Origin of the sequence: Gordonia jinhuaensis (assembly GCF_014639795.1) — a bacterium.
GTDB classification, from domain to species: domain Bacteria; phylum Actinomycetota; class Actinomycetes; order Mycobacteriales; family Mycobacteriaceae; genus Gordonia_B; species Gordonia_B jinhuaensis.
In genome coordinates, this window is record NZ_BMGC01000077.1 from 1 (window position 1) to 3331 (window position 3331).

Here is a 3331-nt window from a genome sequence, read left to right on the forward strand (position 1 = left end):
CTGGAACGACAACCCCCGCCCCTACGTGTGGGTCAAGACCGCTGACCAGATCCTCGACTCCATCGCCCACTACTGCACACGAATTAATGACTCAGGACACTAGGAGTCACCAACCGCAACAACGGAATCGAGCCTCGCACTCTGAAACATTCTCTGCTGGCCTTCGCAGAAGAGATACGACAGATCGACGAAAGCCGCTCGACGCCAGCCCGGGAGCCGTTGATCGCCAGAAGAGGTGCGCCCGATCGACCGGACAGCGACTCGTGCTGAAACATGAAAGGGTCGCATTTGCAGTCGCACGAGCGTAGAAACTGTTCACGGGGGTCCGCTCGGACCTCCCGGGGTATCAATGTCTGACGATCACGTGGGTTGCCGTTTCGGACCTTCGGCAGACTGCTTGGCCAGCTTCAACGTGTCGATTAGTTCGGATCGCCACTCGGCGATCTGGGCCTGCGAGCGGCTGATGTAGGCCCGGTCGGCGGTGCTGCGGTTGCCGAGCATGCGGACCCGCTTCGCGGTCTTCGGATACATGACTCGGAATCCCTCCCAGCCCTTCTGCGCATCCCCTCCGAAGACAACGACCGCCCGCAGCTCCGGCAAGAGGTCGAACAAGTCCCGTAGTGCCGGGAACCCCACGGTCATATGGTTTTTCACCAAATCGGCAGGCTTATCGGACAAGCCGCGCACATACCAGGGATACACGTTCCATGCCACGCAGTCTGAGACAGCGAGTCCCGCTGCCGCGAGTCCCTCGCCGATACGTTCTGCCGCATTATCGGGGTTGCGCACGGACAGAAAACCGGAGCCGCCCTGTTTCGGATCGGTTCCTTTGCCGGGGGACAAATTGAGCAACAGCACCCGGGCGTCGCGCCCACCGAACTCAGGCGACACATACGGTACGAACCCGTCCCGCTTGGTTCGGAGTCCGTCGACGAACCGATTGATGTCGGCAACATGGTCGTCCCACTGGTGCATGCGCATCGAGCGCCACGGCATCAACTGATCCACCATCCCCGCAGCGTATCGCCGCCCTGCTTCCGCGCGTGGCGCAAGCGATGACCGCATCCGCGCGACCACTTCTCGTTTACCGCGCCGGATTCGATCGGCGCTGTCGCCGGTCATTCGTCTACGTCGAATGCTTTGGCGAGTTGCTGCAACGTGTGGGAGTGGCGCAACTTGGTGACCACGTTCTGGTTGGCGTACATCCCCTTCTCCCACACCGCCCGATCACGCGAACGGGTATCGATCCACCGCACCCGTACGAGGTACTCGGTCATAGCGGGATCGTCGGCATCCTCACTGATGTTCTCTGTCCGTAGCGGCACTTCGAGGATCGGTATCGACGTACCCTCCACCTCCACATCGAACGCGGTGACCGGGACCGCCGTCGCTTCGACCTCGCCGACCCCGACATAACCGATCGAGGGGATCGCCGCCCAGACGCGGGCACCTTCGAACAGGTTCAGCATGGCCTTGCGGTACTTGTCGCCGTGCCCTGCCGATACGAACCCGTACCGACGCATGTCGTCCCAGTTGCGATGCCTGCTCTCGCCGACCGCGACGTAGAAGTCTTGCCCGTTCCACGCCGCTTGCTTCTTTGCTCCCGAGCCGCCCGGGGTAGGCGACTCGAGGTCCGGGTTGCTCAGCCACGACCGCGCCAGGTACTCGCGTTCGTCGTCACGCAGGTACTGGAAGAACAACACGTTGATCGGCACCCCGTAGCCGCGCACGTACTCCACGATCTGCGCTGTGCTCGTGTCCATCCCCGCTGCCACGATCACCAAATGGTGTGCGGAGTTGATGGTGTCGGGCACGTCGACCTCGAAGTGGTCGGTGAACGCGGACTCGAAATCGGCTTCGCCGTTGTGCTTGGCGTACAGATCGCGGATCGCGTCGAACGACAGACTTTGAGCCCAGAACCCGTATTCCAAGGCCTGCGCGACCACGTCGCGCGGTGTCTTGTTCTTCTTCAGCTCGATGACGTGAAGATCGCCTTGCGCATCCATGGCGAGCAAGTCGATGCGTTTGCCGTAGTCGGTGACGACCTGCCGGCCGATCCGCAGCAGATCGCCGGAACCGAGGATGTCGGGCCGCGCTTCGAGAATTTCCTCGAGGCGGTCTTCCGATGCGATGACACTCGACGACACCTGTCGCACACCACCATCCAACCGCCACAATCCGAACGAAACGTGCATGACGAGACCTTATCGACCATGGCGTGCTCTTCTGCGGACTTGCGCTAACTGCACGGGTGGTTGACCACCGTTCACCACGGTCAGGCCTGATGCCATCGTCACCTGCGGGGGTAGATCGTTTCGCATCGCGTGGAAAACTTGACGGCGATGAAGCGTGGAGGGAACGGCAGCACCATTTGCTCAGGTCTGGAGGCGTTGGCAGTGTCACGAATTCCCTGGAGCCGCTACGAAGGCAACGATGTCGAAGCGGTCGCGGCGATGTGCATCTGCCGGGAACGGCCTACTGCCCGCCGTATTCGGCCCTCACAGGGTGATGGCGGTATCGACGTCTACGTTCCGCTCGGAGACAACCGCGTTGAGGTGTACCAGGTAAAGAAGTTCGCGGAGAATCTGACGTCGAACCATCTTGGACAGATCAGCAAGTCATACAACCGGATCAAGGACTACGCGACCGAGCGTGGGTGGACCATTCAGGCATGGCATCTGACGATGCCCCTCGATCCGACTCCTGAGAACGACGAGTGGTTCGCGGGCCTTACCGGCGACGACCCGTTCGAAGCGACGTGGCAGGGGCTGTCCGTGTTCGACAACTGGGCCGCTGACTACGGCCAGGTCATCGACTACTACCTGGAGGGTGGCAAGAGCCGCCTCGGACAGGATATGAGCAGGTTCGCGGCCACCGCATCGATCCTTCTTCCCGGCGTGAATGCCGACGATGCTGAACGCGCCTTCACCACCTTGGAACCGGCAACAGTCCGCGATCGGCTGGCCCTGCTGCGCGCCACACTGAACGACGCCGACCCCCACTACCTGTACGACATAGCGGTGGGAAGTAGTCCAGCCGCGCCTCCGATCACCGGTGACGGATACCCGGCACTCGTCGCTTCGGTGTCGAGCAACGTCGATGACCAAGTGGTCACGGTCCATATCCTCGCCCGCTGTGCCGAGTCCCTACTCGAGCGCCCCATCTCTCACGAAGGAACGATCGTCGTCGCCAGGGGCAGCGATGAGGAACGCGAATGGCAGAGGTTCCTAGTATCTCGTGTCGTTAGTTAGTTAATGGTTGGGGGTTTGAGATACTCGGCTATGGCGAATTCTCCGGCTCCCGCTCTGGGCCTGCGTGATGGCGATGCTGC

At 61.6% G+C, this 3331-nt stretch carries 3 protein-coding genes; 1 reads left to right on the top strand and 2 read right to left on the bottom strand.

Going from position 1 to position 3331, the window contains the following annotated elements:
* Positions 1 to 360: 360 nt before the first annotated feature.
* Positions 361 to 1011, bottom strand: a complete 651-nt coding sequence (locus IEW22_RS19610; protein WP_188589036.1) for a uracil-DNA glycosylase family protein — start codon at positions 1009 to 1011, stop codon at positions 361 to 363.
* Positions 1012 to 1118: 107 nt separating this feature from the next.
* Positions 1119 to 2195, bottom strand: coding sequence for a PDDEXK family nuclease (locus IEW22_RS19615; protein WP_188589038.1), 1077 nt, complete (start codon positions 2193 to 2195; stop codon positions 1119 to 1121).
* A 129-nt stretch (positions 2196 to 2324) separates the two neighbouring features.
* Between IEW22_RS19615 and IEW22_RS19620 the strand changes: the two genes are divergently transcribed.
* Complete coding sequence (locus IEW22_RS19620) at positions 2325 to 3251, top strand: hypothetical protein (RefSeq protein WP_188589040.1); 927 nt, start codon at positions 2325 to 2327, stop codon at positions 3249 to 3251.
* The last annotated feature ends 80 nt before the right edge of the window (positions 3252 to 3331 follow it).